General features: G+C 69.2%; 24 protein-coding genes, 1 pseudogene and 1 riboswitch. Of the genes and pseudogenes, 8 read left to right on the top strand and 17 right to left on the bottom strand.

The window, feature by feature from the left end; translation table 11 throughout:
* Window positions 1–203 precede the first annotated feature (203 nt).
* Window positions 204–992, bottom strand: coding sequence for a M20/M25/M40 family metallo-hydrolase (locus tag WBL05_RS09335; protein WP_424225426.1), 789 nt, complete (start codon window positions 990–992; stop codon window positions 204–206).
* A gap of 77 nt (window positions 993–1,069) precedes the next feature.
* Here WBL05_RS09335 and WBL05_RS09330 point away from each other — a divergent pair, with 77 nt between their 5' ends.
* A complete protein-coding gene (locus WBL05_RS09330; protein WP_424225425.1) occupies window positions 1,070–1,963 on the top strand; it encodes an alpha/beta fold hydrolase in 894 nt (297 codons plus the stop codon).
* Window positions 1,964–1,969: 6 nt separating this feature from the next.
* Here WBL05_RS09330 and WBL05_RS09325 read toward each other — a convergent pair whose 3' ends face one another.
* The gene (locus tag WBL05_RS09325) at window positions 1,970–3,754 is read right to left on the bottom strand and encodes a thiamine pyrophosphate-requiring protein (RefSeq protein WP_424225424.1); all 1,785 of its coding nucleotides are present in this window, start codon (window positions 3,752–3,754) and stop codon (window positions 1,970–1,972) included.
* 98 nt (window positions 3,755–3,852) lie between these two features.
* Between WBL05_RS09325 and WBL05_RS09320 the strand changes: the two genes are divergently transcribed.
* Both WBL05_RS09320 and WBL05_RS09315 read left to right on the top strand, forming a co-directional pair.
* On the top strand, window positions 3,853–4,371 hold the full coding sequence (locus WBL05_RS09320; RefSeq protein WP_424225423.1) for a VanZ family protein: 519 nt from the start codon (window positions 3,853–3,855) through the stop codon (window positions 4,369–4,371).
* Entirely contained in the window at window positions 4,316–4,942 is a 627-nt protein-coding gene (locus WBL05_RS09315; protein WP_424225422.1) for a dihydrofolate reductase family protein, read from the top strand. The genes WBL05_RS09320 and WBL05_RS09315 overlap by 56 nt, the downstream gene beginning before the upstream one ends.
* A 3-nt stretch (window positions 4,943–4,945) precedes the next feature.
* On the opposite strand, the pseudogene WBL05_RS09310 reads toward WBL05_RS09315, so the two are convergent.
* The 3 genes and pseudogenes from WBL05_RS09310 to WBL05_RS09300 form a co-directional block, all read right to left on the bottom strand.
* Window positions 4,946–5,344, bottom strand: a pseudogene (locus tag WBL05_RS09310) (EamA family transporter); the annotation flags it as partial.
* Entirely contained in the window at window positions 5,280–5,807 is a 528-nt protein-coding gene (locus tag WBL05_RS09305) for an EamA family transporter (RefSeq protein WP_424225420.1), read from the bottom strand. The gene WBL05_RS09305 and the pseudogene WBL05_RS09310, both read right to left, overlap by 65 nt.
* A 123-nt stretch (window positions 5,808–5,930) precedes the next feature.
* Window positions 5,931–6,019, bottom strand: a riboswitch (glycine riboswitch).
* A 78-nt stretch (window positions 6,020–6,097) separates the two neighbouring features.
* Entirely contained in the window at window positions 6,098–6,964 is an 867-nt protein-coding gene (locus tag WBL05_RS09300; RefSeq protein ID WP_424225419.1) for a MerR family transcriptional regulator, read from the bottom strand.
* A 100-nt stretch (window positions 6,965–7,064) separates the two neighbouring features.
* On the opposite strand from WBL05_RS09300, the gene WBL05_RS09295 reads away from it, so the two are divergent.
* On the top strand, window positions 7,065–7,682 hold the full coding sequence (locus tag WBL05_RS09295) for a fasciclin domain-containing protein (protein ID WP_424225417.1): 618 nt from the start codon (window positions 7,065–7,067) through the stop codon (window positions 7,680–7,682).
* A 32-nt stretch (window positions 7,683–7,714) separates the two neighbouring features.
* Here WBL05_RS09295 and WBL05_RS09290 read toward each other — a convergent pair whose 3' ends face one another.
* The 4 genes from WBL05_RS09290 to WBL05_RS09275 all read right to left on the bottom strand — a co-directional run bounded on the left by WBL05_RS09290 (window position 7,715) and on the right by WBL05_RS09275 (window position 10,340).
* Window positions 7,715–8,041, bottom strand: a complete 327-nt coding sequence (locus tag WBL05_RS09290; RefSeq protein ID WP_424225416.1) for a hypothetical protein — start codon at window positions 8,039–8,041, stop codon at window positions 7,715–7,717.
* A gap of 22 nt (window positions 8,042–8,063) precedes the next feature.
* Complete coding sequence (locus WBL05_RS09285; protein WP_424225415.1) at window positions 8,064–9,086, bottom strand: TerC family protein; 1,023 nt, start codon at window positions 9,084–9,086, stop codon at window positions 8,064–8,066.
* Window positions 9,087–9,277: 191 nt separating this feature from the next.
* Window positions 9,278–9,715 (bottom strand): MarR family winged helix-turn-helix transcriptional regulator, encoded by a 438-nt coding sequence (locus WBL05_RS09280; RefSeq protein WP_424225414.1) that lies wholly within the window; start codon window positions 9,713–9,715, stop codon window positions 9,278–9,280.
* Window positions 9,708–10,340 carry an NAD(P)-dependent oxidoreductase gene (locus WBL05_RS09275; RefSeq protein ID WP_424225413.1) on the bottom strand — a complete coding sequence of 211 codons (633 nt, stop codon included), beginning with the start codon at window positions 10,338–10,340 and terminating at the stop codon, window positions 9,708–9,710. The genes WBL05_RS09280 and WBL05_RS09275 overlap by 8 nt, the downstream gene beginning before the upstream one ends.
* A gap of 98 nt (window positions 10,341–10,438) precedes the next feature.
* Between WBL05_RS09275 and WBL05_RS09270 the strand changes: the two genes are divergently transcribed.
* Together WBL05_RS09270 and WBL05_RS09265 are read left to right on the top strand one after the other, a co-directional pair.
* Window positions 10,439–11,029: a DUF4956 domain-containing protein gene (locus WBL05_RS09270; protein ID WP_424225412.1), complete on the top strand. Its 591-nt coding sequence runs from the start codon at window positions 10,439–10,441 to the stop codon at window positions 11,027–11,029.
* Window positions 11,026–11,784, top strand: coding sequence for a VTC domain-containing protein (locus tag WBL05_RS09265; protein WP_424225411.1), 759 nt, complete (start codon window positions 11,026–11,028; stop codon window positions 11,782–11,784). Before WBL05_RS09270 ends, WBL05_RS09265 begins: the two co-directional genes overlap by 4 nt.
* Here WBL05_RS09265 and WBL05_RS09260 read toward each other — a convergent pair.
* The 5 genes from WBL05_RS09260 to WBL05_RS09240 all read right to left on the bottom strand — a co-directional run bounded on the left by WBL05_RS09260 (window position 11,772) and on the right by WBL05_RS09240 (window position 17,107).
* Window positions 11,772–12,371 (bottom strand): sugar O-acetyltransferase, encoded by a 600-nt coding sequence (locus WBL05_RS09260; protein WP_424225410.1) that lies wholly within the window; start codon window positions 12,369–12,371, stop codon window positions 11,772–11,774. The two genes, WBL05_RS09265 and WBL05_RS09260, sit on opposite strands and share 13 nt — an antisense overlap.
* A 10-nt stretch (window positions 12,372–12,381) precedes the next feature.
* Window positions 12,382–13,398 (bottom strand): ABC transporter permease, encoded by a 1,017-nt coding sequence (locus tag WBL05_RS09255; RefSeq protein ID WP_424225409.1) that lies wholly within the window; start codon window positions 13,396–13,398, stop codon window positions 12,382–12,384.
* On the bottom strand, window positions 13,395–14,411 hold the full coding sequence (locus WBL05_RS09250) for an ABC transporter permease (protein WP_424225408.1): 1,017 nt from the start codon (window positions 14,409–14,411) through the stop codon (window positions 13,395–13,397). Before WBL05_RS09250 ends, WBL05_RS09255 begins: the two co-directional genes overlap by 4 nt.
* Window positions 14,408–15,943, bottom strand: coding sequence for a sugar ABC transporter ATP-binding protein (locus WBL05_RS09245; protein WP_424225407.1), 1,536 nt, complete (start codon window positions 15,941–15,943; stop codon window positions 14,408–14,410). The genes WBL05_RS09250 and WBL05_RS09245 overlap by 4 nt, the downstream gene beginning before the upstream one ends.
* 72 nt (window positions 15,944–16,015) lie before the next feature.
* On the bottom strand, window positions 16,016–17,107 hold the full coding sequence (locus WBL05_RS09240) for an ABC transporter substrate-binding protein (RefSeq protein WP_424225406.1): 1,092 nt from the start codon (window positions 17,105–17,107) through the stop codon (window positions 16,016–16,018).
* 176 nt (window positions 17,108–17,283) lie between these two features.
* Between WBL05_RS09240 and WBL05_RS09235 the strand changes: the two genes are divergently transcribed.
* Window positions 17,284–18,306 (top strand): LacI family DNA-binding transcriptional regulator, encoded by a 1,023-nt coding sequence (locus WBL05_RS09235; RefSeq protein WP_424225405.1) that lies wholly within the window; start codon window positions 17,284–17,286, stop codon window positions 18,304–18,306.
* Window positions 18,307–18,363: 57 nt separating this feature from the next.
* On the opposite strand, the gene WBL05_RS09230 is transcribed toward WBL05_RS09235, so the two are convergent.
* From WBL05_RS09230 to WBL05_RS09220, 3 genes are read right to left on the bottom strand one after another with little or no spacing between them, the layout of a single operon-like run.
* Complete coding sequence (locus WBL05_RS09230) at window positions 18,364–19,818, bottom strand: aldehyde dehydrogenase family protein (protein WP_424225404.1); 1,455 nt, start codon at window positions 19,816–19,818, stop codon at window positions 18,364–18,366.
* A 36-nt stretch (window positions 19,819–19,854) separates the two neighbouring features.
* Window positions 19,855–20,634, bottom strand: coding sequence for a glucose 1-dehydrogenase (locus WBL05_RS09225; RefSeq protein WP_424225403.1), 780 nt, complete (start codon window positions 20,632–20,634; stop codon window positions 19,855–19,857).
* Window positions 20,635–20,690: 56 nt separating this feature from the next.
* Window positions 20,691–21,776 carry a mandelate racemase/muconate lactonizing enzyme family protein gene (locus WBL05_RS09220; protein WP_424225402.1) on the bottom strand — a complete coding sequence of 362 codons (1,086 nt, stop codon included), beginning with the start codon at window positions 21,774–21,776 and terminating at the stop codon, window positions 20,691–20,693.
* Between the two features lie 403 nt (window positions 21,777–22,179).
* Between WBL05_RS09220 and WBL05_RS09215 the strand changes: the two genes are divergently transcribed.
* A complete protein-coding gene (locus tag WBL05_RS09215; RefSeq protein WP_424225401.1) occupies window positions 22,180–23,142 on the top strand; it encodes a GAF domain-containing protein in 963 nt (320 codons plus the stop codon).
* The last annotated feature ends 84 nt before the right edge of the window (window positions 23,143–23,226 follow it).

Below are 23,226 nucleotides of genomic sequence, written 5' to 3'. Positions count from 1 at the left end.
GAGCGGAACAAGTCGGCGAACATCTCCTCCGGGAACAGCGCCAACCGTTGCTCAGCCAGGAACGCGAACACACTCCCCGGCTCAAGCAACTCCCCGGCCATCGACTCCGCATCGAACAGATCCCGCTAATCCCGCGATCGCCCCTGCACACGACCAAGGCTCCCGCACCCGGCCCCACCACCCGGGCACAGACACGCACTTGTTCAGCAGTCTCCTAGGTAGCCGGCATCGGCGAAGACCGTCAGGTCGGTGTTGAACTGGTCCATCGCCCCGTACATGGCCGCCAGCATCGAGTCGCCCGCCGGGTGCGGTGCCGCCTCGGTGTAGGCGCGCAGCAGCCCTGCGTTGCCGGGCGTGGTCTCGAAGAGCATGGACGGGGCCCCGTTGCCGATCGCCTCGAAGTTCAGCACCACACCCCGTGGCCCCTCGCGGTCGACGTGGGCGGTGGCGCCCAGCAGGCCGGCCTCCTCACCGTCGGTGAGCAGCACGACCAGGTGGTTGCGCAGCGGTCCGGTCTCGACGACCGCCCGGACGGTCTCGAGGGCGGACGCCACGGCGGCCTTGTCGTCGGCTGCCCCGGGGCCACCGAAGACCGAGGCGTAGTGCGCGGCGATGATCACCGTTCCGGTCGGGTCGGTGCCGGGCAGGGTGGCAATGATGTTCTGCACCCGGCCGGCGACGGTGTTGGGTCCGAAGGCGCGGGCCGCGACGTCCTCGGTGACCTGCACCCGCAACCCCAGGCGCACCAGTTCGTCGGTGAGCTGGGCGGCGACCCGGTCGCTGCCCGGCGAGCCGATGGGTGTCGGTTCGTTTGGACTGGTCAGCTCCAGGTACTGCATGGCCCGGCCGGCGCTGAACTGGGACGGCGGCGCCGAGGCGTCCAGCGGCCCGGGTGAACGCGCACCGACCCACGCCGCCAGCGTGATGATCAACACTGCGGCGAGCGCGAATGCCCCGGCAGGGCTACTGGTCCCCGGACTCTGCGCGTTCATGGCCACCCACGTTTCCGAGGCTAGTCAGCCCGAGTTCGAATAACCACCACCCAGCGTGTCCGGCTAACGTCAGGAGCATGACCAAGGCGACGCATCTCATCCCGCCAGGCGCAGTCGAGGAGCAGCTCGACCTGGATGGCGGCACGGTCCGACTGCTGCGGTCTGCCGCCGACCACCCGGCGGGCCGGTTCCCGCTGCTACTGGTCCACGGAGGCGGCTACGACAACGCCGGGATCTCGTGGTTCCACGCGTTCGAGGCCTGGGGCGCCGAGCGCGGGGTGATCGCCTTCGACCTGCCCGGCTTCGGGTACACCACGCTCGATCCGCTGGGGCCGCCCGCCGTGATGGCAGACTTCACTGTTCGCGTCGCCGAGGCAGTCGGGATCAGCCGGGCGGTGACCGTGGGGGTGTCGATGGGTGGGGATGTGACGCTGAACCTCGGGCTGCGCCACCCCGACCTGGTGGCCGGGCTGGTGCTCGTCGCGCCGGGCGGCCTGTCCGCCGGATTCGACAACCCGGTGGTTCAGTGGTCCGCCTGGGCGGCCGCCCAACTGCCGGACGCCGTCCTGGTTCCGTTGGCCGGCCTGGCGAGTCGCTTCACCGGGCAGGCCATGAAGGCGATGGTCCACGACATCGGCGACCTGCCCGAGCAGGTACGCAGCGAGTTCGTCCGGGAGGCCCGGCGGCCGCGGGCGGGGATGGGCTACGCCCGCTACAACCAGGCCACCCTGGAACGTCGAGGCATGCGGAACAACATGCTGCCGCTGGTGCACCGGATCGGCGCACCCACCCTGTTCTTCCACGGCGCACAGGATCCGCTGGTCTCCCCGGACAACTCCAGGGCTGCGGCCGAACGAATGCCGGACGCCCGGCTGGTGCTGGTTCCCGACTGCGGGCATTGGGCGCAGCTCGAGGCGTCCGACCGGTTCGCGGCCGAAGTGGAGGCCTTCCTGGCCGGTCTGGACGGCTGAGGCCGGCTACTGGTACTCCGCCTCGATCCGTTCGTAGCGGTCCAGCAGTTCCCGGGCGTGCCGTCCGGCGTCCCCCTCTGCGCCGATGCCCTCGCGCATCGCCTCGGCCAGCTTCCGGCCGTGCGGGAAGGGTGGCAGCAGCGGCACGTCCCGGTCGGTGAGCGCCTCGACCACCACCGGCCGGTCGGCCGCGAACGCCTCGCCCAGCACGTCAGCGATATCGTCCCGGCCGCCGATCCGCAGGCCACGCAGCCCGATCAGTTCGGCGTAACCGGCGAAGTCGAACCTGGGCAGCTCCTGCGAGGGGACGAACCGGGGCTGCGACTCGGTTTCGCGCTGCTCCCAGGTCACCTCGGACAGGTCGAGGTTGTGCAGCACCAGCAGGACGAAGCGCGGGTCCCGCCAGCCCCGCCAACGCTGCGCCACCGTGACCAGTTCGGTGTTGCCGAGCATCAGCATCGCGCCGTCCCCGGCGACCGCCACCACCGGACGCCCGGGTTCGGATTCCTTGGCGGCCAGGCCGTACGGCACCGCGCAACCCATGCTGGCCAACGTGCTGGACAGGTGTGCCGGCACCGAGGTGGGCAGGTTCATCTGACGCACGTAGTGGTAGACGCAACTGCCGACGTCGATGGCCAGTTGCGCGTCGGGCGGGATGCGTTGCGCGAACGACCTGACCACCAGTTCTGGGTTGAGCGGGGCGGCCGGCACCTCGGCCCGGCGTCGGGAGATCTCGTGCCAGTCGCGGACGTGGTGCTCGACCTGCTCACGCCACGGGCTGTCCGTCCTCGGCTGCAGGCGCTCGCGCAGCGCCGCCAGGGTGGCCGCGGCGTCGCCGGCCAGGCCGACCTCGACCGGGTAGCGGTTGGCCAGCACCACCGGATCGGTGTCGACCTGCACCGCGCGGGCCTGGCCCGGGGCCGGATAGAACTCGGTCCACGGGCTGTTGCAGCCGACGATCAGCAGGGTGTCGCAGTTCTGCATCACCCTGGCAGCGGCTGTCGTGCCCAGGTGGCCCATCGTGCCGGCCGCCAGCGGATGCGACTCGTCCAGGTATGGCTTGCCCAGCAGGCTGGTGGCCACTGCGGCGCCGAGGTGCTCCGCCAGCGCCATCAGTTCATCCTGGGCGCGCCGGGCACCCTGCCCGGCCAGGATGGTGAGCCTTTCGCCGGCCTCGATCAGTTGCACTGCGGCGGTCAGGTCGTCCTCGCCGGGCAACAATGTGCCGTGCGACCACAACGGAGCGGTGCTGATCTCGCCGTGCTCCTGGCCGAGGTCGGCCGGGGGTTGCTTCTGCACGTCGTGCGGCAGGATCAGCACCGCCGGTTGCCGGCTGCTCAGCGCCGACCGGAAGGCCCGGTCGAGCACCATCGGCAACTGCTCGGGCGCGGAGACCTGTTCGACGAACGACGAGACGTCCTGGAACAGCGTCGCCAGGTCGACCTCCTGCTGGTAGCCCGACCCCAGCACGCTGGTGTGCTGCTGGGCGACCAGCGCCACTACCGCCGCGCTGTCCAGCTTGGCGTCGTAGAGGCCGTTGAGGACGTGGATTGCGCCCGGCCCCTGGGTGACGGTCAGCACCCCTACCCCGCCGGTGTACTTGGCCTCGCCGGTGGCCATGAAGGCGGCGCCCTCCTCGTGCTTGGCCTGGATGAACTCCGGGGAGTTGCCGGCCCGCCGCAGCGCACCGAGCAGCGGGTTGTTGCCGTCCCCGGCGTAGCCGTAGATGCGCTGCACGCCCCAGTCGGTCAGGCGGCGCACGATCAGGTCGACGGTCTGCTCGGTCGCCATGTCGGCTCCTCGGGCTCGTGGTTCGGGCGTTGGTTGGCGAGTACCCGGGCGCATCGGACGCCAAACCGCAGCTGGGGTGCCGGTGGGATGATGGGCGGATGGTCAGCCGGCGGACACGGGTTGTGGCGTGGACGTTGGTGGCTGCCTGGATGCTGGTGATCTTCCTGCTGTCGGCGCAGCCGTCGGAGGCGTCCGCCGAACTCAGCGGAGCCGGCCTGCGGGTGCTGGAGTCCATCGTCGATGCGCTGGCCAACGCGTTGGGGCTTGCCGGCCCGTCGGCCGAGACGCTAGACCTGTTGCACAAGCCACTGCGCAAGCTTGGCCACCTGCTCGGCTACCTCGTCCTCGGCTGGCTGACCGCGCGGGCGACCCACCTCACCGGCTGGGCCAGGCCCGCGCTGGTCGCCTGGCTGATCGCCACCGGCTACGCCGCCACCGACGAACTGCACCAGGCGCTGGTGCCCGGCCGAAGTGCCGAGGTCACCGATGTGCTGCTGGACAGCGTCGGCGCGCTGATCGGGGTCTGGTTGTGCGTCCGGGTCACCGAACTACCCTCGGTTCATGGGACGAATAGTGTTCGACACCGCGACCAGCCTCAACGGCTGGATCGCGGATGAGCAGAACTCGCTGGCCTGGCTGTTCGCAGTCGGCGGCGGCGAACAGCCGGAGGAGGACCTGATGCCCGAAGGCTGCACGGTGCTGGTCGAGGGCTCCACCACCTACCAGTGGGTGCTGGACGAACAGGACATCCTGACCCACCCCGAGCGGTGGCGGGACTTCCACGGCGACCGGCCCACCTTCGTCTTCACCACCCGTCAACTTCCGGTGCCCGAGGACGCCAACATCCGCTTCGTCCGGGGTTCGGTGGCCGACGCCCTGCCCGCGATCCGCGAGGCCGCCGGCGACGGAAACATCTGGGTGGTGGGCGGCGGCGACCTCGCCGGTCAGTTCCTGGACGCCGGCGCCCTGGACGAGATCGCGTTGTCGGTGGCCCCGGTAGCGCTCACCGGCGGTGCGCCGCTGCTGCCGCGACGGGTGGAGTCAGACCGGCTGCGACTCGAGTCGGCCCGGCCGGTCGGCCAGTTCGCCCGGCTTGTCTATCGCGTCCTCCCCAGCGGGAGTGCCGGCAGTCAGCGCCCAGATCGCCGACACGACGATCAGGACGGCGCCGGTGGCGGCCAGCGGTGAGATGAGTTCGCCGAAGACCGCCGCGCCCAGCAGCATCGCGACCACGACCTCCCAGTAGGACAGCGCCGACAGTTCGACGGCGCGCTGGTGCTTGCCGGCAACCACCAGCAGGCCGAGCGCGAACAGCCCGCAGACCACGAAGAAGACCCAGGCCCAGGCCCAGTTGGTCGGTGTCATGGCGGACATGTCGGGGCGGGTGATGACCACCATGCCGGCCGCGCCCAGCGCACCGAAGACGAAGTTCCACAGGTTGCGGACATCGGATGGCATGTCGGCGCGGTAGCGGTAGCACAACAGTGCGGCGCCGTACAGGACGCCGGACACCGCGGCCAGCACGTCACCCTGGAGCTGCTGCCCGGTCGGCAGCACAGTGTGGGAGTCGATCACCCCGGCGGCGAGCATCATGCCGACAAAAGCTGATCGACAGCGACACGATCTCGGTGGTGCTGGCGCGCTCCTTGAGCAGCAGCCAGGCCAGCCCGGTAGCCACCACCGGGCCCAGGTAGTGCAACGCGACCGCCCGGGCGAGGTCGGTCAGCACCGTGGCCGACAGGTAGGTGGCCAGCGAGAGCCCGAGGAAGACCCCACCGAGCACCACCGACCAGGACAGCCGGATGCGCCGCAGCGTCCCCAGTCGTCGCCCGAACGCCAGGATGACCAGCATGCCGAGCGCGCCGACCAGCATGCGGCCCATGGTGAGGGCCGAGCCGATCACCGCGCCGGACGGGGTGGCGAGCCGGCCGAGCACGCCGGCCAGCCCCATGGCGGTGGCGGAGACGATGATCGCGACGATGCCGAGTCCACGGTTCCGGGTGGATCGGTTGGGCGCTGGAACGCGCACTTCTTCATTGGTGCTGAAAGCCACGGCAGGGACTCCTCAGGTCGGGCGGACAAGGACGTTCCCCGCTCTGTCATTGACCTGAGAGTTTTGGCGGACGGCGTCCGCATTTCACCTTGGGTGAGCCGGTTGGCTGCTTTTCAGAGGAGCCTCGACGCGGCGGTATGGCGGCCTGAGAGTTTCCGGGGGAGGTTGCTCCTTCGGCGCCCGCTGCTGCGGGTCTCTCCCGCCGCGTGTCCAAGGCTTATTCAGTTGAGTTGTCAACTGTACCAGACCGCCGATGCTGGCCAGCCGGCGGCCTCCTTCCGAGCGCCGGATCAGCGTGCGTTCACGGTCGATACCAGCCAGTCCAGCCCTTCGGTGAGGGTGGCGTCCGGCATGGCGTCCTGTTCGGGCGCGCCCGGCCCGGCGACGTGGCTGCGGATGCCCGGCCACTGCTCGCGTAGCGCGGCCATCACCTCGGCGGCTGCCGTCCCGTCGGCTGGTCGGGGGGCGGTGACCACCACCGCGTCCGGTCTGGTGGCGCGGACCGCCTCCACCCAGCTGGGCACCGGCAGGTCGGGGCCCAGGTAGGTGACCTGCAGACCCGCCCGACGCAGCATGGTCGCGAAGGCCAGCGTGGCGATCTCGTGGGTGGCACCCGGCGCCAGCCCGATCAGGATGCGCTTGCCGAACCGGGCCTGGCCGGCGGCATCAAAGGCGGCCGACAACCTGCGCATGATGCTGGCGCTGACGAAGTGCTCCTGCGCCACGTCGAGTTCACCGCGATGCCAGGCGTCCCCCACCTCGTCGAGCGCGGTCATCAGCCAGCTGCCGGCCACGTGCTCGAAGGTGGCGGCGGAGAACGCGGCGTCCAGGGTGGCCTCCAGCGCCGGCAGGTCGTAGCCGGCAGCCGCTGCGACCAGGTCGGACGGAGCGGGCAGTCCGGGCGAGCCGTCGGCCACCTGGTTCCCGGATGGGCGCACCCGCCCGCCATTCCTGAGCTGCTCGGCGGCCTGGGCGGGCTGGATGCCGGCGTCCACCAGCCGGGCCATGGCCCTCAACACGGCCAGGTCGTGCTCGCTGTAGAGCCGGTGCCCTGCCTCGGTTCGCGCCGGCGCCACCACTGCGTACCGATGCTCCCACGCCCGCAGCGTGCCGGGCGCCACCCCGAGCTGATCGGCCACCCACTTGATCGTGTACATGGCACCTCCTACGAGAACTATACAAACCTTGTGCAGGGTATTGACAGACCTCTACAGACATTGCACGCTTCTTGTACAGCCCTTGGACGAAAGGTTCATCATGAAGCTCAAGTACGCCGCAACCGGCGCAGCCGCACTGGCTCTTTTTCTGGGAGCCTGCACCTCCGGTAACAACACTTCCGAATCGACCACCTCTCCTGCCACCACCGCCCCGGCCACCTCAGCGCCGGCGACCACGGCCTCCCCGACCATGACCAGCCCATCGCCCACCATGGACGCCGCAACGGCCGACATCGTGGACACCGCGGTGGCAGCCGGCGACTTCAACACCCTGGCCACCGCGCTCACCGAGGCGGGCCTGGTCGAGACCCTGAAGGGACCGGGACCGTTCACCGTCTTCGCACCGACCGACGAAGCATTCGCCGCCCTGCCCGAGGGCACCCTGGACGAGTTGCTGGCCGATCCGTCGGGCCAACTCACCGAGGTGCTGACCTACCACGTCATCCCGGGTGAGGTGCTCGCTGCGGACGTCGTCGAACTGGACGACCAGTCGGTGGAGACTGTCCAGGGTGGGTCGCTGACCATCGAGGTGGTGGACGGCGGCGTGGTGCTGGTCGACGAGACCGGCGCCCGGGTGAACGTCACCGCCACCGACGTGATGGCCAGCAACGGCGTGATCCACGTCATCGACGGGGTCCTGCTGCCCGCTGCCGGCTGATCACCTGGCAACCCACAGTCGTGGCGTCCCGGTCAGGAACTGGCCGGGACGCCACCTTTGTGCGCCAGCACGGCCAGCAGCTCACCCACTTCGTGGCCCGCCTCGGCCGGGTGCCGGAAGTGCCGGTGCACATCGACTGTGTAGTGGGTGCGGCGTCCCACCCGGTGCCGGGTGAGGTGGCCGGCGTCCTCGAGGTCCTTCAGGATGGCCAGGGTGGCCCGGACGGAGATCCCCACCACGGCGGCGATCTCGCTGACCCGGGCGTCTGCCGAGTTGGCCACGGCCACCAGGACGTGGCCGTGGTTGCTCAGGAAGGTCCAGGCCGGGCGCTGCTGCCCGTCCTCATCTGCCGGGCTCATCCGGTCTCCCTCCGCCGGCTGGTCATCGTGCGCCAGCCGTCCGCCGCAGCCACAGCGGCTCCACGGCTGCCTCCTCGTCCTGCGTCGCCAGCCGGAACGGCGGGTTCTCGGGCGCAGGCGGGGCGTGGCGTCCCTGACCCCGGGTGGCGCGCAGGCTGGCCACGATCGAGACCGTGATGATGGTGGCCACCACGGCCAGCGAGATGGTGGTCGGGATGTAGAAGATGTCGATCTTCAGCAGCATCTTGATGCCGACCCAGATCAGCACCAGGGCCAGGCCGATCTTGAGGTAGACGAAGCGGTGGATCAGGTCGGCCAGCAGGAAGTACATCGCCCGCAATCCGAGGATGGCGAAGGCGTTGGCGGTGAAGACCAGGAAGACCTCATCGGTGACCGCGAAGATCGCCGGGATGGAGTCGACGGCGAAGATGACGTCGGTGGCCTCCACCAGCACCAGCACGGCCAGCAGTGGGGTGGCCAGCAGGACGCCGCCCTTGCGCACCAGGAAGCGTTGCCCGTGGTAGGCGTCGGTCATCGGGACGAACCGCCGGAAGACCCGGAGCACCGCCGACTTCTCGGGGTCGAGGTGCACGTTGCGTTCCCGGATCATCTTCCAGCCCGTCCACAGCAGGAACGCGGCGAAGATGTACAGGATCCAGGAGAAGTTCTGGATCAGCACGGCACCGCCGGCGATGAACAGCCCGCGGAAGACCAGCGCGCCGAGCACGCCGAGGAAGAGCACCCGGTGCTGGAACTGTGCCGGCACCGCGAAGTAGGTGAAGATGATCGCCCAGACGAAGACGTTGTCGACGGCCAGCGACTTCTCGATCAGGTACCCGGCGAAGTACTGCTGGGCGAACTCGGCACCCCAGACCTGCCAGATCAGGACGCCGAAGCCGACGCCGAAGGCGACCCAGATGGCAGACCAGACTGCGGCCTCGCGCACCGAGATGACGTGGGCGCGGCGGTGGGCGAACAGGTCGACGGCCAGCATGACGACGATGAAGCCGAGCACGGCCACCCAGACCCAGAACGGGACATCCATTTCACTCGAACCTTTCGATCAGCTTGGTTGATCGAAGGTCTCTCCCCAACCCTGAGCGGGTCCGGTGCGCCGGGCCGGATGGCCGAAGTGTCGACGCCGCAGTGTGGGATACTCCCCTTCCGTTGAGAACTAGTGAAGCAGACTTCACCTATTCATTCAAGCTGGCCCGTTCATCGAAGCCAGCCCGGCGGTCAGTTGCTCGTCGTCCGGGCCAGCAGGTCGGCCAGCGTCCGCAGCTCGTCGTCGGCCAGCGCGTCGAAGCGCGGCGCAACTTCGCGCACCAGGTCCTGCTCGAAGCCGGCCACCCGGTCCTGCCACGCAGGCGCCAGCCGCAGGACGCGCCGCCGGGCGTCGGTCGGGTCGGTGTGCTGCTCGACCAGGCCGGCGGCCAGCAGCCCGGACACCAGTTGGGTGACCGCCCCCGGCGTGATGTCCAGCCTGCTCGCCAACAGGCCGGGTGTCACCGGCTGGTCGGCGTGGACGATCAGGAACAGCGCCTCCACCTGGGACCGGCTCAACTGGAGGTCGCCGAACGGGAAGGAACGGTGCGAGTCGAAGGTGCGGGCCCAGACGACGATCGACTCCACCGCCCGGCTGATCAGGTCGAGGCGGGCGTCCGGGCTAGTCACTGACGAATGGGAGGTGGCCGACGTAGTTGCGATCGGTGACCTGGCTGATGATGAAGTCGGCCAGGTCGTCCCGGCTGATCCGGGTGCTGGCGTCCACCCCGACCCAGCCCACCCGGTACCGGCCCTTGCCCGGGTCCTCGGTGAGAACCGGCCCACGCACCACCGTCCAGTCCAGCCCGGACGCCTGCAGCACATCAAGGTGGCCCTCGGCGTCGGCCAGCACGTGCCCGGCCATCAGCTTGAGCAGGGTGCGGATCACCCGGTCGGGCAGCTTCGGCCGGTCCTGCGGGGCGCGCAGCCCGCCGCCGGACAGCGTGACCAGCCGGGGGACCTGGTGCGCCTGCATCACCGCCACGATGTTGCGGGTGCCGTCGGTCTGCAGGGTCTTCGGGGAATCCTTCACGTGGCCGAACAGGGCGAGCACCACGTCCGAGCCGACCACCGTCCGCTCCACCGCATCGACGTCCAGCACATCACCGGTCAGCACCGTCAACCGCGGGTGCGAAGTGGTCAGCCTCGCGGGGTCGCGCACCAGCACCCGCACCTGGTACCCGGCCGCCAACGCCCGGTCCAGCACCCGGCGACCGATCTTCCCGGTCGCCCCGAACAACGCAATCACCGTCACCAGATCAGTTTAGTTGCTAAACCAACATTCGCAAGACTCACAACCCGGGGACAGCGACCACATCGACCGCACCCAGTCCGCTCAGGCTGGATAGCGGCATGAACCCGATCCTGCTGGCCGGCGACCTGGTCGCCATCACCGTGCTGATTGTGCTCCACCTGCAGCGGCAGGGACGCCGCGAGCTGGTCTCGAGCTTCCTGGTGACCAACGTCGGCGTGCTGGCAGTGGCGACCGCGCTGTCCACCGGGACGGTCAGCGCGGGCCTTGGGCTCGGCCTGTTCGGCGTCCTGTCGATCATCCGGTTGCGTTCGGAGGAACTGGCGCACCGCGAGATCGCCTATTACTTCGCCTCGCTCAGCCTCGGCCTGCTGGGCGGGCTCAGCGGCATCCCGCTCGCCTGGGGAGCCGGCCTGATGTGCCTGGTGCTGGTCGCGGTGGCGATCGGCGACCACCCGTGGATGACCGGCCCGACCGCCAGCGCCGACCTGGTCCTCGACCAGGCCGTCACCGCCCCGGACCTGCTGCAGGCCTGGGCGTCGTCGCTGGTCAACGGCGAGATCGTCGAGCTGGTGGTTCGTCGCGTCGACACCGTCAACGACACAACCACCGTGCACGTCCGGTACCGCCCGGCGCGCGGCGGCCAGGCGCAGCCGGCCGTCTGGCACCCGGAACGGCAGTCGGCCCGATGACCGCCACGATCGGCCTCGAACAACTCGTCAACGAGTCGAGCCTGCTGGACCGGGTCGACCGCAAGTACCTGCTACCGCTGACCGAGCTGGCCGAGTTCGACCACCGGCTGCCCGACGGGGTGCGCGTCCTGCAGATCGACGGCATGACGTGGTTCGGCTACCGCTCCTGCTACTACGACACCCCCGGGCTGGCCTGTTACTTCGATGCCGGACGCCGCCGCCGGCGCCGGTTCAAGGTTCGCACCCGGGAGTACCTGCACACCTCACAGCGCTGGCTGGAGGTCAAGACCCGCGGCCCGCGCGGCACCACCATCAAGGACCGGATCGAACGCCGCACGAGCGACGACGACCTCACCCTTGACGAGCTCAGGTGGATCACCGAGACCCTCCGCGAACGGGGCATCGCCGACGCGCCCGTCGTCACCCTCATCCCGGCGCTGACGACCGCCTACCGCCGGCGCACCGTGCAGTACACCCAGCCCCAGGGTGCACCGGTCTCGCGGCTGACCATCGATGTCGACCTCGCGTGCGGGCTACCCGCGACCTGCCCGAACGGGCCGCTGGAAATCGACTTCGACCGGTTCATCGTCGTCGAGACGAAGGGCGCGGCTCGACCCTCCCGGGTCGACCGAGTGCTGTGGTCGATGGGCCACCGGCCGCTGCACGTCAGCAAGTACGGCCTCGGCACCGCGGCCCTGCGTCCGGACGTCCCCGAACTCAAGTGGCACCACGTCCTGAACCGTTACCTGGCCTGAGGCCGGTACCCGGTGCGGTCGGCCCTGGTGATGGTCCGGATCGGACGCGCCGGAACGCCGACCGCGATGGTGTCGGCCGGGATCGACCTCGTCACCACGGCGCCGGCCCCGATGATCGAGTTGGCACCGATCGTCACCCCCTGCGTGATGGTGACACCGCCGCCCACCCACACGTTGTCGCCGATGGTGACCGGCCTGGCGTAGCAGGCGCCCTGCGCCCGCTCGTGGGGGTCGACGGCGTGGTTGGTGGTGTAGATGCCGACCCGCGGCCCGAACAGGACGTTGTCGCCGATGGTGATCCCGCCGCCGTCCAGCAGTACGCAGTCGAAGTTGGCGTAGAAGTTGTCACCCAGGTGGATGTTGTAGCCGAACTCGCAGCGGAAGACCGGCTCGAAGAACGAACCGGCGCCGGCGTGGCCGACCACCTGGGCCAGCAGCGCCGCACGTTCGGCCGCCGGGCGGCCGTAACTGGCGTTGTAGGCGTTGGTGGCCTCGATCGCCGCCTGCCGGGCGGCATCCAGCTCAGGGGTCAGGTCGTTGTACACCTGCCCGCTCAGGATGAGCCGCCGCTGCTGCTCCAGGTCCATCGCGTCCTCGCTACACCGCTCGTTTCCGGGCCAGCCTGACCTGCAACAGCACGACGAAGAGCAGGAAACCGCCGCGGATCACCGACTCCCAGTAGGGGCTGATGGTGATGCCGCCGCGGCCGTTCTCGAAGACGATCAGGTTGAAGATCAGCTGCAGCAGGATCACGCCGACCAGTGAGCCCATGATCGAGCCCACCCCGCCGCTGAGCAGGGTCCCGCCGACGACGACAGCCGCGATCGCGGACATCTCCCAGCCCACGCCGGCGCCGGGGTTGATGGAACCGTTCTGTGAGATCAGCAACGCACCCGCCAGGCCGGCGCAGCCACCCGAGATCACGTAGGTGAGCGCCTTCGACCGTTCCACCGGCAGGCCCATCAGCCGGGCCGCCTGCTCGTTGCCGCCGAAGGCCAGCACGTCGCGTCCGAACGAGCTGTAGTGCAACACCATGGCACCGGCGACGAAGATCAACACCATGAAGATGACGCTCACCGGCACCCCCACCAGCCTGGCCTGCCCCACCGCCTGGAAGTTGCCCTCCGGACTGGCCACCACCGAACGGCGGTCGCACAGCAGCAGGGCGATACCGCGGACGGCGAGCTGGGTGGCCAGGGTGACGATGAACGGTTCCAGGTGCAGCTTCGCGATCAGCAGGCCGTTGACCAGGCCAACTGCCATCCCGACCAGCAGCGCCGAACCGAACCCGGGCAGGGCGCCCATCGCGCTCGATTGCCCGGCGATCACACCGCCCAGCAGCATCACCGAGCCGACCGACAGGTCGATGCCGGCACCCAGGATGACGAAGCTCATGCCGAGCGCCAGCAGCGCGTACTTGACCACGTCTGCCATGAAGTTGCCCAGATTGGCGCCGACGGCGAATGCCTCGCCGTAGCGGACCACCCCGAAGACGTAGAGCCCGATCAGGGCGATCAGCGCGCCCTGCCGCTGCACCATGCCCAGCCAGCCGAGCGGCTTGGTGTGGGTGACGACCGCCGCCTCCAGGGTGCCGTTGACGGTCTTGGCGCTCATCGCTTCCCTCCTGACCGCCGCTGGATGATGATGGCGGCGATGATGATGAGTCCCTGCGCGATCTGGGCCGCCTCGCGCGGCAACCCCTTGGCGATCATGGTGTTCTGCAGCAGCCGCAGCATGACCGCACCGATGACCACCCGGGTGGGGGTCAGCCGGCCACCGGCCAGCGGGGTGCCGGCCACCGCGACGGCCGCGATCGCGTCCAGTTCCATGCCCATGCCGGTGTTGTTGGCGTCCGAGCCCGACAGCCGGCTGACCTCGATCAGGCCGACCAGACCGGCCAGCCCGGCGGCCACCGCATAGGCGGACAGCTTGGCGGTGTGCACCGGGACGCCAGCCAGTCGGGCTGCCGGCTCGTTGGCGCCGGTGGCGATCAGGTAGCGGCCGTACGCGGTGTAGCGGACGACCAGTGCCACCGCCAGCCAGATCAGCAGGAAGACCACCACCTGGAACGGCAGCGGACCGATCCGGCCGAGACCCAGGAACCCGAAGGCCTCGTTGCGGATGGTGACCAGTTGTCCCATGGTGAGCAGCTGGGCGATCCCCCGGCCGGCGATGAACATGATCAGGGTGGCGATGATCGGCTGCACCCCGAACCGGGAGACCAGGGTGCCGTTGAACAGCCCCACCACCAGGCTGGCCGCCAGCGCCAGCAGGATCGCCAGGCCGGCCGGCATCCCGGAGGCGACCGACAGCGCGCCGATCTGGCCGGCGATCGCCATCACCGAGCCGACCGACAGGTCGATGCCGCCGGTCGCAATCACCAGCGCCATGCCCAGCGCCACGATGGCCACCGGCGCCGCCTGCCGCAGTTGCACATTCACCAGACTCTGCACGGTGAGGAAGTTGGGGCTGGTGATCGCGTTGTAGATGAACAGGATGACCAGGGCGGTCAACGCGCCGTAGGCCTGCAGGAAGCCGGCCACGCCGAGCCGCTTGCGCTCACTGGACGCCGCCGAGGCGCCGGATGGCCCGGCACTGCTCGGGACCAGGGTCTGGTTGGTGGTCACTGGTTGAGCTCCTCTGCGGCAGTCTGGGCGCTGCCGGACGCCATGGCCTGCATGATCGAATCCTCGGAGATCTCGTCGCCGACCAGTTCGGTGACGCTGGTGCCGTCGCGCAGCACGATCACCCGGTCGCAACTGGCGATCAGTTCCTCGTTCTCCGACGAGATCAACAGCACCGCGACCCCGTCGTCGGCCAGCTTCCTGACCAGGCGGAGGATCTCCGCCTTGGCCCCGACATCGATGCCGCGGGTCGGTTCGTCCAGGATCAGGAACTGCGGGTGGGTGGCCAGCCAGCGCGCGATCAGCACCTTCTGCTGGTTACCGCCGGACAGTTCCTCGATCGGCTGGTCGGGCTCGGCGCAGGCCACGCTGAGCGACTCCACGTACTGCTGGTAGATGCTGGTCTGCCGCCTGGTGTCGACCCGGGCCTGTCTGGTGATGGCCGGCAGTGCGGCCAGCGTCATGTTCTCCTTGACCGACATCCCGGGGATGATGCCCTCGGCCTTGCGGTCCTCGGCCAGGAAGCCGAACTTGTTGGCGATGGCGTCCCGCGGGCCGCGGAACCGCACCGCCTCGTTGTCCACCGTCACCACACCATCGGCGTGATCGAGCCCGAACAGCGCCCGGGCGGTCTCGGAGCGTCCAGAACCCAGCAGCCCGGCCAACCCGACGATCTCTCCGGGCCGCACCTGCAGCGACACGTCCCGCAACACCGGCGGCCGGGACAGCTCCTCGGCGCTCACCAACGGTTCGGCGGACAGTTCGGGCGCCTCGGCCTGACTGCGGCGTTCGATCTTCGCCAGTTCGCGACCGATCATCAGCGAGACCAGCTGGTACTTGGTGATCTCGCCCATCGCGGCGTCCTTCACCGTCTGCCCGTCGCGCATCACCGTCACCCGGTCGCAGACCGCGAACAGCTCGTCGAGCCGGTGCGAGACGAACAGCACCGACACCCCGTCGGCCTTCAACCGGCGGATGACCTCGAACAACCGTTGCACCTCGGCCTCGGCCAGCGACGAGGTCGGCTCGTCCATGATCACCAGCTTGGCGTCGAACGACAGCGCCCGGGCGATGGCGGTCATCTGCTGGGTGGCGATGGTGTAGTCCTGCAGCGGCCGGCTGACGTCGACGCTCATGTGCAGCCGGTCGCGCAGCAGTTCGTCGGCCTGCCGGTTCATGGTCTTCCAGTCGAGCAGTCCACGCCGCTTGTGGGCATGGCCGAGGAAGATGTTCTCCGCCACGCTGCGGTAGGGGACCAGGTTCACCTCCTGGTAGATCGTGGCGATCCCGTTGTGCTGGGCGGTGTTCGGCGAGTCGAACTCCACCTCGGCACCGTCGAAGTGGATCACCCCGGCGTCCTTGCTGTAGACCCCGGTCAGCACCTTGATCATGGTGGACTTGCCGGCGCCGTTCTGCCCGATCAGGGCCCGGACCTCTGCCCGGTTGACCTGCAGGGACGCGTTGCGCAGGGCCGGGACGCCGTTGAACGCCTTGTCGATCCCCTCCATCGTGAGGAGGGCCTGGCTGGAGGCCATGTTGTCAGCTCCTGGTTGGGCGGTGGGGTGCAGCGGTCGGCCGCACCCCACCCGATGGTTCACTTCAGCGGGTCAGAACGCGTTGGCCAGTTCCGCTTCGGCATTATCGGCGGTGTAGACGATGTCCTCGTTGATGATCGCGGTCGGGATCGCCTCGCCAGCGGCGTAGCGCTGCATGACGTCGAAGGCAGCCGGACCGAACTCCGGGTTGCACTGCACCGACGCGTACAGGTCGCCGTCGATGATGGCCTGCACGGCCTCCTTGGAACCGTCGACCGACACCACGAAGATGTCCTCGCCGGGCACCTTGCCGGCCGCCTTGATGGCTGCGATCGCGCCCAGGGCCATCTCGTCGTTGTGCGCGTAGATGGCATTGACGTCCGGGTGCGCCTGGAGCAGCGTCTCGGTCACCTGCTGGCCCTTGTTACGGGTGAAGTCGGCGTCCTGCGAGGCGACGATCTCCATGCCGTCACACTCGGCGATCATCTCGTCGAAGCCCTTCTTGCGGTCGTTCGCGGGGGACGACCCGGTGGTGCCCTCGAGCTCGATGATCTTGGCGTTGCCGCCGGTGGCCCTGGCCATCTGCACCGCAGCCCGCTTGCCCTCCTGGACGAAGTCGGAGCTGATCACGGTCACGAAGTGGGTGCCCGGGATGGCCACCGACTCGTCGACCTGCCGGTCGAGCAGCACCACCGGGATGTCGGCCTCGGCGGCCTCAACGACCACCGGCGCCATCTGCTCGGTCATCGGGGCGATGAAGAGCATGTCCGGATTCTGCGCGATCAGGCTGCGAACGTCCTGGATCTGCTTGGCCTGGTCGTTGTTGGCGTCGGTCACCGTCATCTGATAGCCCAGCGAATCCGCGGTCTCCTGCATCGAGGCGGTTTCGGCCAGCCGCCACGGGTTGTTGCTGGCGTTCTGGCTGAAGGCAACGTTGTAGGTGTCCTTCTGCTCCAGGGCCGGTGCGTTGTCGGCGGTGGGCACGTTGGTCGGCGCCGGGGCGTTGCCCGGATCCTCCGCGGTGGCCAACGCGCACGCTGCCGCGGCCGCCGAGTCAGCGGGCGAGGCGGCACCGCCTCCACTGGTGCCACCCTGGGAGCAGCTGGCGAGCCCCATGCCAAGGACGATGGCTGCCGCCCACACGCCTGTCTTGTGAATCTTCATCTTTCCTCCCATTGGGAAGGGTGGCGGTCGCCACCCGTTGGGTTGCCGGCCGGCGCCTTCCTGGAAACCGGCGGTTGGGGGCCGAATCGGCCCCGGTCGTCTGTACTTGTGGACAGGGTCGGAACCCCGGCCGTCCTGCTACCCTTGGCCCGAAGCTGGGCGCTAGGGGGTACTTCATGCAGCTGCAGCCGCCGAGGCGCGCCACCCTCGCCGACGTGGCCGCGAAGGCCGGCGTCACCAAGTCGGTGGCCTCCCGGGTGATCAACAATCGCGACACCATCAACGTCCGCCCCCAGACCCGGCAGCGGATCATCGATGCGGCCCGCGAACTGGAGTACCAGCCGCACGCCATGGCCCGGGCGCTGGCCGAGTCGCGCACCCGCGTGGTCACCATGCTGATGCCCGACCTGTCGAACCCGGCCTACGACCGGATCCTGCAGGGCGCCCTCGAAGCTGCCAACCACGCCCAGCACATCCTGATGCTGCTGGAGGCTGACGAGTCCGGCGTCTACCCCGGCTTCGAGTCGCTGCTGCGCGACGGGCTGTCGGCGGGGGTGCTGGTCGGTGCGTTCGGTGAGGACGTGGGTCCGGCGCTGGAGCGCTACCGGGTGCCGCACGTCTTCGTCAACCGGGCGGTCGAGGGGTCCAGCCGCAACGTGGTGATCGACATGGAGTCCGCCTCGGCGACCGCGGTCGAGCACCTGGCCGGGCTCGGGCACACCCGGCTCGCCCAGGTGGACGGCCCGACGACGATCTCCAGCTCCCGGTCCCGCATCCAGGGGTTCCAGGCCTGCGCGGCCCGGCTGGGGCTGCCCGCCCCCCGGCTCGCGCACGGGGACTTCACCGAGCAGGGCGGCGCCGAGGCGATGCGCGAACTGCTGGCCGGGCCACGGCGTCCCACCGGTGTCTTCGTCGGCACGCTGCGGCAGGCCATGGGTGTGTTGTCGGTGCTGCACGAGGCCGGGCTGGCAGTCCCGCAGAACGTCTCGGTGATCTGTGCCGACGACGCCCCGCCGGCCGCCTTCACGATCCCGCCGCTGACCACCCTGCAGCCACCCTTCCGGGAGCTGGGCCGGGCGGCCATCGACGCCCTGATGGCCCAGATCGAGGGTGCGGCCCCGCGGTCGGCGACCCTGCCGTTCCCGGCCACCCTGATCGATCGGGGCAGCACCGCGCGCGCCGACCAGGACGGCCGGTGACGACGTCCCGGATTGCCCTGGTCGGCGCATGGCTGGCCCCTTGTCAGCAGTGGTCGGTCAGCGGTAGTTGATGTAGAGGGTCTTCTTGCGCAGGTACTTCTCGAACCCGTTGGGACCGTCATCGCCACCCAGCCCGGACGCCTTCCAGCCGGTGTGGAAGCCCTGGACGGTTTCCGGGCCCTGCTGGTTGACGTAGACCTCGCCGAACTCCAGGTCCTGGGTGATCCGCATCGCGGTGTTCAGGTCGCTGGTGTAGGCGTAGGAGGTGAGCCCGTACTGGGTCGAGTTCGCCCAGGCAACCACCTGGTCGTAGTCGTCGAAGACCACCACCGGCAGGATCGGCCCGAAGACCTCGTGCTGGGCGATCTCCATGTCGTTGGTGACGTTGGTGAGCAGGGTCGGCTGCACCCAGTAACCGCCGCTGGGCACGCCCTGGGGGACGTCCAGGCCGCCTACCTCGATCTTCGCGCCACTGGCGACCGCCGACTCGACGTACTCGCGCACCTTGTCCCGCTCGCTGCCGGAGACCTTGGGGCCCATCGTGGTGCCCTCCTCGGTCGGCAGGCCGATCCTGACCTCGCGGAACTTCTCGGCCAGCCGGGCGATGACCTCGTCGGCCACGCCGCGCTGCACGAAGAGCCGCTCGTTGCAGGTGCAGACCTGGCCGCAGTTCATCAGCCGGGCGTCCGCGGCGTCCTGGACCGCGATGTCCAGGTCGGCGTCGTCGAAGATGATGAATGGCGCCTTGCCGCCCAGTTCCAGCGAGACCGGGATCAGCTTGTCGGCTGCCGCGGCCAGGATCTGCTTGCCGGCGCGGGTCGACCCGGTGACGGTGATCATGTCGGTGCCCGGGTGGGTAACCAGCGCGTTGCCGATCCTGCTGCCCGGCCCGGTCAGGACGCTCATCAGACCCTTGGGCAGGCCGGCCTCCAGGCAGAGCTTCGCCATCGCCAGCGAGGTCAGCGGCGTCTCGCTGCTCGGCTTGATGATGATGGCGTTGCCGGCCATCAGGGCCGGGCCGGCCTTGCGACCGAAGATCGCCGACGGGAAGTTCCACGGGATGATCGCAGCCACCACGCCCACCGGCTCGTCCACCGACATCAGCCGTTGCCGGTGCCAGTTGGACGCCATCACCTGGCCATCAACCCGCCACTTCTGGCTGATGGCGTAGTTGAAGAACGCCTGGGCGCCACCGACCTCGCCGCGGGACTCGGCAAGTGGCTTGCCCTGTTCCTGGGTGACGATCTGGGCGATCTCCTCGCGGTGCTCCTCGAACAACTGGACGCACCGCTCGAGCACCTCGGCGCGCTCGGTGTAGGTGCGGGTCCGCCACTCGGCCTGGGCCTGGCGGGCGGCGGCCACCGCCCGGTCGATGTGCTCCTGGCTGGCCACCGGCACCGACTGGAAGGCCTGCCCGGTGGTGGGGTCGATGACGTCCTGACGCTCGTCGGTCTCGACCCACTCACCGGCGACCAGCATCTTCGCGGGGCTGTCGATCAATGTGAAATCCATGATTCTCCTCAGGGTGTTCGCTTGGCGGGTGGTTGGTCAGGCGTACCAGGCGCCGCCGTCGACGCCGTAGCACTGGGCGGTGATGTAACCGGCGCCCTCGCTGGCGAGGAAGAGCGCCAGCGGGACGACGTCCTCGGGCACCGAGGTGCGACCGAGCGGGATGTTCCTGGCCACGTCTCGGAAGGTCTCGCCGTCGGCCTTGCCGGTGATCTGGCCGAACTCGTGGTCGACCTGCTTCCAGTACGGGGTGTCGACCACGCCGGGGGCCATCGCGTTCACGTTCACGCCGTAGGGGGCCATGGCCAGCGCGACCGACTGGTTGATCGAGATCACGGCGGCCTTGGACGCGCAGTAGGCGGCCACCAGGGCCTCACCGCGGCGGCCGGCCTGGGATGCGAGGTTGATTATCTTGCCGCTGCGCTGTTCGCGCATGTGCTTGCAGGCCGCCTGGGCCATGAAGAACAGCCCCTTGACGTTGACGGCGAAGATGCGGTCCCATTCGTCCGGGGTGGTCTTCTCAACCTCCTTGATCAGGCCGATGCCGGCGTTGTTGATCAGCACGTCGAGCCGGCCGTGGTCGGCGACCACCGCGTCCACCACCTGGTGGCACATATCGGGGTCGGCGACGTTGAGTTCCCGGAACTCCGCCCGGCCGCCTGCCGACGTGATCTCCTCCACCGCGGCCTGGCCACCCTCGGGGTTCAGGTCGGCGACGACCACCAGGGCTCCGCGTTCGGCGAAGCCCTTAGCCATGGCCTTGCCCATGCCCGAGCCGGCGCCGGTGATGAGGACGATCTTGTCGTTGAACTCCGACATTGCGAGTCTCCTTCGAGGATTGTGTTGGTTGTTCGGTGCTTGTGGTGTCGGGTTGGTCAGGCGCGATGGGGTTCGAGCAGGTCGAAGTCGAGGTCGATGCCGTGGCCCGGACGGTCGGGTGCGGTGACGAAGCCGTCGCAGACCTGCATCTGCTGGTCCATGTAGTCGCCCATCGCGAAGCCGTGGGCCTCCATGTAGGTGCGTGTGGGGGCGGCGGCCAGCGAGTGCACGGTGAGGTCGTGGACGCCGTGGCTGGTCAGCGGCAGGTTGTTCGCCTCGGCCAGGGCGGCGATCTTGTTGAACACCGTGTAGCCGCCGCAGTTGCAGACGTCCGGCTCGACGAAGGTGACCGCCCCGGTGCTGATCGCGCGGGCGAACTCGTAGATGGTGTGCCAGTTCTCGCCGGCCGCGATCGGCAGGCCGCCCTCGCGCACCACCCGCAACTGGCCGTCGAAGTCGTCGGGGATGACCGGTTCCTCCAGCCACATCAGGTCGAATGGCTGCAGGGCCCGCGCCATCCTGATCGCCTGGTCGGCGGTCCACTTCATGTTGGCGTCGGCCATCAGCGGGAAGTTCTCGCCGAGGTGCTCGCGCATCGCAGCCACCCGGGTGACGTCCTCGCGCGGGTTGGGTCGGCCGACTTTCATCTTGATCGCCCGGAACCCCTCGGACTGGAAGCGATCGGACTGGGCGAGCAGCTCCTCGGTGGACAGCTCCAGGTCGATGCCACCGGCATAGACCGGGACGACCGGGTCGTAGCCGCCGAACAGCTTCCACAACGGTTGCCCGGAGCGCCGGCCCAGCAGGTCCCACAGCGCGATGTCCACCGCCGAGATCGCCGAGGTGACCGGGCCGCCACGGCCGGCGTAGTGCAGGCACCACCACATCTGCTGCCACAGCGCCTCGATCTGGTCGGCGTCCTTGCCGACGAGGACGTCGCGCAGGTACCTGTCGATCAGGACCGCGATGCCCGCTCCACCAGCATTGACCCCATAGCTGTAGCCGGTGCCGGTGACCCCGTCCCGATCGGCGATGCGCACCGTGATGAGCTCGAAGTAGCTCATGTCACCGTGCGTGCTGTCCTTCATCGTTCGGTCCAGCGGCACCTTGTACAGGCCGACGTCCACTTGCTCGATTTCCATTGCCACGCTCCGTCGCGATCCGTTAGGTAACCGGTTTCCTAAAGAGTGACAGAGCAGGGCGGGCACGTCCAGCTGCCGACCGGCATCGTGACCAATTCGTTATCTGGGCTTGCGGCCGGGGGGCGGGTCGGGGCGGCGGCGGAAATCAGCAGCCCCGTGACCTCCCGACAGGTTCATACCGCGCGCGCGGGGTAAGGGGAGGCCACGGGTGGTGGGGCGCCCGGGCGTCCGACCGTCCCAGGTGTGCCAGTTGAACAGCCCAGCTGGCACACCGCCCTTATTCTGCACGGGGTAGGACGCCGGGCGTGCGCCCACCCTATCGGACGACGACGTGACCCCCGCGCGGGCATTTCACAGCCGGGCGCCCTAGTCTTGGCGTGTTCCCGGGAGCGAGGAGGGCGACATGTCCGGAGCACCTACCGATGAGGAGCGGCTCTGGGCCGCTGAGAAGCAGAGTTTCGTCGCCGAGGCCCGGGATGGCAGCACCGACGAGCGGGAGGCGGCGGCTGACGCGCACGAGGCCCTGGTGGACGCCCGCGAGGCGCAACTCGACGAGTTCGCCGGGCGGCTGGCGGCCAGCGCGCTGGCGATCGGGCACCCGACGTCGGCCACCGACCAGCAGCTGCGGGATGGGGCCGATGTCCGCGCCCGAGCTCGCGCCGAACGTGGGGCCGCCAGGGCCGAGCGTGAGGAGGCCCGTCGCCTGCGCGGGGCGATCACCGCGCACCTGGAGCAGCCGCTGAACGAGGGCTCTGGCGATGGCCCGCCGCTGCTACTGGCCGCCCAGTTCGCCGAGATCGCCTCGTACCTGTACACCGCGAACAGCCTGTCCGAGGTGCTGGAACGGATCACCCACGCGGCGGTGCTGACGGTGCCGGGTTGCCGATACGCAAGCGTCACGATTTGCGACACCGACGGCTGCCACACCATCGCGGCCACTGATGACAACGCGGCCGCGGTCGACCGGGCGCAGTATGAAGTCGGAGAGGGCCCCTGCCTCGACGCGCTGCGGCTGCCCAAGGTGCACGTGCGGTCGTTCCCCGACGAGCGCTGGCCAGTGCTCGGTGATCGTCCGCTGGCGTTCGGCGTCCATTCGCTGGTGGCGTACCACCTCGACACCACGCCCGACGACTTGCCGGTACCCGGCGCCAAGCTGCCCTGCGCCGGCGCACTGAACATCTTCGGCGACGTCCCGGAGGCCTTCGACCAGGAGGCCCGCAACATGGGCCTGGTGCTGGCTGCGCACGCCTCGATCGCCGCGCACGTGGTGAGCAGGCGGCACAGCCTGGAGGGGCTCAGCCGCAACCTGCAGGAGGCATTGTCGGCTCTTCCCAATCGAGGGTGGGTGGGTGACGGCGCGGGCTGAGCGTTGAGGAGCCTTGTCGCCGCGAGGATGTGGGTGTCGAATCCCATCCAGCAACAACAAGGCCCATGTCTGACGCTACCTCAA

The organism is Brooklawnia sp. (assembly GCF_049651565.1).
Taxonomy (GTDB): Bacteria; Actinomycetota; Actinomycetes; order Propionibacteriales; family Propionibacteriaceae; genus Brooklawnia.
The sequence above is the reverse complement of the archived record's forward strand: the minus strand, read 5'-3'. Positions and strand labels throughout refer to the sequence as shown.